This window comes from Vibrio sp. 10N.222.46.A1 (genome assembly GCF_041473595.1).
GTDB classification, from domain to species: Bacteria; Pseudomonadota; Gammaproteobacteria; order Enterobacterales; family Vibrionaceae; genus Vibrio; species Vibrio tasmaniensis_A.
On the sequence record NZ_JBFRSN010000586.1, the window covers coordinates 1 to 4,495 of the forward strand.

The following is a 4,495-nucleotide window of genomic DNA, read 5'->3' on the forward strand; positions in this document are numbered from 1 at the left end:
ATGAAATTAGACACTTCGTAAAAATAAGTAGTAATTGATAGTTAGGTGTGGTTTTTCCGAGTTTGTTGAGTGGGGAGGGCATATTTGATATAACAGGTTATCTTCTCTTTTTTTACGGCACATTTATGTCGCATCTCAACTATAACCACCTTTATTACTTCTGGATGGTTTGCAAGCAAGGCTCTGTTACTAAAGCTGCAGAAGCCCTATTCCTAACACCACAAACGGTAACTGGTCAGATAAAAGCCTTAGAAGAGCGTATGGACGGCAAGCTAACTAAGCGTAATGGTCGCAGTGTTGAGCCGACAGAGCTTGGGCAGTTGGTCTTTAAATATGCCGATCGTATGTTTGGCCTGAGTTACGAGATGCTGGATATCGTGAATTATAGCCAGCACTCCAATATTCTGTTTGATGTTGGCGTCGCGGATGCACTGTCCAAAAGATTAGTCAGCAAGATATTGATGTCGACAATCCCACCCGATAACAGCATTCATTTACGCTGCTTTGAATCGACTCATGAAATGCTACTTGAACAACTTTCTCAGCATAAGCTCGATATGATTTTGTCAGACTGCCCGGTGGATTCTAGCCAAAGCCCAGGCCTGTTTAGTAAAAAGTTGGGTGAGAGTGGTATGAGCTTTTTCAGTTCAGGTAATGTGGAAGGTGTTAACTTTCCTGCTGTATTAGAACAAAAGAAACTGTTAATCCCAGGAAGTCGAACTTCGATGGGGCGTAAAGTACTGCAATGGTTTGATAGACAAGGACTTAAGCCTGATATTTTGGGTGAGTTTGATGACGCGGCATTGATGAAGGCTTTCGCTCGTTACCACCACGACGCTATTTTCTTAGCGCCTACGCTATATATGTCAGAGGTTGAGGAAGATACGTCATTGCAATTGTTGGGGGGAATCGAGGAGTTAAAAGAGGAGTACTACGTCATATTTGCTGAGAGGATGATCCAACATCCAGCAGTAAAAAATGTATGTGACGCAGATTTTAGCAAATTGTTCGAGTGAGCTTGTTTGTTAATGAATTGATATCGATTATCATGACTTCATAATCTGCCGGAAATACAGATAACCCGGACTTGGCGTAAAGGTTGTATGGAGCCAAACTATGAACTTAAAAGAGATGGAGAAGAATTCAGCACAAGCTGTGATTCTACTCAAAGCCATGGCCAATGAGCGTCGCTTACAGATTCTGTGCCTATTGCATGGTACTGAGCTGTCGGTTGGGGAGTTGTGTGGCAAGTTGGAATTGAGTCAATCTGCTTTATCTCAACATCTTGCTTGGTTGAGAAGAGATGGTTTGGTCGAAACTCGCAAAGAAGCTCAAACAGTGTATTACACATTGAGCAGTGAAGAAGTAAAAGCGATGATTAACCTACTGCATGGTATGTACTGCAAGTAGTTTATTGCTGGTGGGGGAAGTGATTTCTTACCAGGGGTAGGGTCGACACAAGGAAGTGTCAGTATTTCATGTCGAACGTTAGTGCCTATCAGCAAACCGCATATCTTTAAGTAAACCAAGTAACGCTCAGCAAGAAAAATCTCTGTGTTACTCAAAATTTAGATATAAAAAAACCGGCCGAGGCCGGTTTTTTTCGTTTTGCGTTGTAATCAAATTTCTATTAAAGAGCTTTGATTGCAGCAGCGAAACGAGACTTATGACGTGCAGCTTTATTCTTATGAATAAGGCCTTTAGTCGCCATACGGTCTAGAAGAGGTGTAACTTCTACAAGAGCAGCAGTTGCAGCTTCTTTATTGCCAGCTTCAATAGCTGCAATAGTTTTTTTCATGTAAGTGCGCATCATAGAACGACGGCTAGCATTGTGCTGGCGACGTTTCTCAGCTTGGATAGCGCGCTTCTTAGCAGATTTACTGTTTGCCAAGGTCTAACTCCCAAAAACTTAGTTCGGTGACAATTTAAGGGCGAGGACTATCCCTCATAGGCGCTTAATTGTCAAATGATTTGTGCAAAAACCAATCGTAGCCAAACAAACTTTGGTATGGAAAGGTCATCGCGGTTAAGATGGCGGGGATTCTAACAGCATTTTTAGACCAATGCTAATAAATATGCTTCTTAGGACAGGATAGTATTTATCCTCGCTTGAAAGTAATCAACCAGTGTCAGAGGTTTGTGTGAGTAAACGACTATTAAAGTCAGGCCTGATTGTCAGTGCAATGACTTTTGTTTCCCGCGTATTGGGGCTAGTACGTGATGTAGTAGTAGCAAATTTGATGGGAGCAGGAGCGAGTGCCGACGTATTTTTCTTCGCTAATAAAATCCCTAATTTCTTACGTCGACTTTTCGCAGAAGGTGCCTTTTCTCAAGCGTTTGTTCCTGTATTAACAGAATATCACGCTGCTGGTGATAAAGATAAGACTCGAGATTTAATTGCCAAAGTATCGGGCACGCTCGGGGTACTAGTTTCTATCGTCACCGTTATCGGGGTGTTGGGCTCGGGTGTCATCACTGCGATGTTTGGCGCAGGTTGGTTTATCGATTGGTTAAATGATGGCCCAGCAGCACCAAAATTTGAGCTGGCGAGCTTTATGCTCAAGATTACCTTTCCTTATTTATGGTTTATCACCTTTGTTGCTTTATCTGGTGCAATCCTCAATACCATGGGCAAATTTGCGGTTTCGTCATTTACCCCTGTGTTCCTGAACGTAATGATCATAGGTTCAGCATGGTTTATCTCTCCTAATTTAGAACAACCCGAAATTGGCTTGGCCATCGGTGTGTTTCTTGGTGGTTTAGTCCAGTTCCTTTTCCAAATGCCTTTCTTGATTAAAGCGGGTGTGTTGGTTAAGCCGAAGTGGGGGTGGAGAGATCCCGGTGTGGTTAAGATTCGCACGCTAATGATCCCTGCCTTGTTTGGTGTATCAGTGAGCCAAATCAACTTGTTGTTCGATACCTTCATTGCCAGCTTTCTAGCAACCGGCTCTATCAGTTGGCTATATTATTCGGATCGATTATTGGAATTCCCACTCGGTTTGTTTGGTATTGCTATTGCGACGGTTATTCTTCCTGCTTTGTCGCGTAAACACGTAGATGCTCAAGGGGAAGGGTTTGCTCATACAATGGACTGGGGCGTGCGCATGGTTTTATTGCTAGGCATTCCTGCGATGTTAGGTCTTATTGTTTTAGCGAAGCCGATGCTGATGGTGCTCTTCATGCGTGGCGAGTTTTCACCACACGATGTACAGCAGGCTTCCATGTCTTTGGTGGCATACGCTTCAGGCTTGCTAAACTTCATGTTGATTAAAGTGTTGGCTCCGGGCTATTACTCACGTCAAGATACTAAAACTCCTGTGAAGTACGGCATCATTGCGATGGTCACTAACATGGTGTTCAACGCGATCTTCGCTTATTTCTATGGTTATGTTGGTTTGGCAATCGCAACGGCGTTATCTGCGTTCGTGAACATGACTCTACTTTATCGTGGTCTGCATATAGCGGGTGTTTATCGTTTAACCAAGACTACATTGTTGTTTAGCCTTAAATTATTAGTATCTGGAACTGTGATGGTTGGCGTGATTTTATGGCAACTAGACAATATGCAGCTGTGGCTTGATTGGAGCTTCAACCAAAGAGCGTTGACGCTAACAGGGTTGATCGCACTTGGTGGCTTTGCTTATATTGTGTCGGTACTGGTTTTAGGTATCCGAGTAAAACATTTAAAAGCAGCGACAGATTAATACTGATTAGTATATAATCCGTCGGTTTCACACAATAAATGATGCAAATAACAGGTTTTAGCTGATCACAATGGAACTGATCCGAGGTATACACAATATTAAAGCACAGCATCATGGCTGTGTATTAACCATAGGTAACTTCGATGGTGTTCATTTAGGGCATCAAGAGGTTCTGAGTCAGGTTTCTAAACAAGCTACAGCACTGGGACTCCCTTCTGTTGTCATGACGTTTGAACCGCAACCTATGGAGTTGTTTGCTAAAGGTCGAGCGCCAGCGCGTTTAACTCGCTTACGAGATAAGTACGTGCAATTGAGCAAGCTAGAGATTAGTCGTTTATTGTGTGTGAATTTCAATCAGTATTTTGCAAGCTTGTCTGCGAAAGCGTTCATTAAGGAGCTTTTGGTTGATAAGCTTGGTGTGAAATTCTTGGTGGTTGGTGACGATTTTTGCTTTGGCAAAGGCCGAACGGGTAATTTCGCTATGCTTAAAGAAGCGGGCGAAAAATATGGTTTTGAGGTGGTGAGCACCCAAAGTTATTGCTTAAACCAATTACGAGTAAGCAGCACTGAGATACGAAATGCGTTAGCGGCCAATGACTTGGTTTCTAGTGCTACCATGCTTGGGCGTGACTACAGTATCAGTGGTCGTGTTTCTCATGGTCGTAAACTAGGGAGAACTATCGGTTTCCCTACCGCTAATATTCCATTAAAACGTTGTGTTTCTCCTGTGTCGGGAGTGTATGTTGTTGAAGCATTAGATATCGACGGTGTTCCTGTCGGTGGTGTTGCTA

The 4,495-nt window shown here is 43.0% G+C and carries 5 protein-coding genes; 4 read left to right on the plus strand and 1 reads right to left on the minus strand.

From position 1 onward, the window contains the following. The first annotated feature begins 125 nt into the window (after positions 1-125). Both nhaR and AB4496_RS16490 read left to right on the plus strand, forming a co-directional pair. On the plus strand, positions 126-1,016 hold the full coding sequence (gene nhaR, locus AB4496_RS16485) for a transcriptional activator NhaR (protein WP_009848442.1): 891 nt from the start codon (positions 126-128) through the stop codon (positions 1,014-1,016). Positions 1,017-1,116: 100 nt separating this feature from the next. Continuing rightward, positions 1,117-1,410, plus strand: a complete 294-nt coding sequence (locus AB4496_RS16490; protein ID WP_009848443.1) for a metalloregulator ArsR/SmtB family transcription factor — start codon at positions 1,117-1,119, stop codon at positions 1,408-1,410. A gap of 220 nt (positions 1,411-1,630) precedes the next feature. Here the strand turns inward: AB4496_RS16490 and rpsT are convergent, their stop codons facing one another. Then, the gene (gene rpsT, locus AB4496_RS16495) at positions 1,631-1,891 is read right to left on the minus strand and encodes a 30S ribosomal protein S20 (protein WP_012603273.1); all 261 of its coding nucleotides are present in this window, start codon (positions 1,889-1,891) and stop codon (positions 1,631-1,633) included. 250 nt (positions 1,892-2,141) lie between these two features. Between rpsT and murJ the strand changes: the two genes are divergently transcribed. Both murJ and ribF read left to right on the plus strand, forming a co-directional pair. Then, positions 2,142-3,704 (plus strand): murein biosynthesis integral membrane protein MurJ, encoded by a 1,563-nt coding sequence (gene murJ, locus AB4496_RS16500; RefSeq protein ID WP_009848488.1) that lies wholly within the window; start codon positions 2,142-2,144, stop codon positions 3,702-3,704. 70 nt (positions 3,705-3,774) lie between these two features. Then, a partial coding sequence (gene ribF / locus AB4496_RS16505; protein WP_372131389.1) for a bifunctional riboflavin kinase/FAD synthetase occupies positions 3,775-4,495 on the plus strand: 721 nt, incomplete at its 3' end.

Bases quoted from the DNA above. Each gene is read 5' to 3' on its own strand.
- nhaR (WP_009848442.1), top strand. From the start codon at position 126: ATGTCGCATCTCAACTATAACCACCTTTATTACTTCTGGATGGTTTGC.
- AB4496_RS16490 (WP_009848443.1), top strand. From the start codon at position 1,117: ATGAACTTAAAAGAGATGGAGAAGAATTCAGCACAAGCTGTGATTCTA.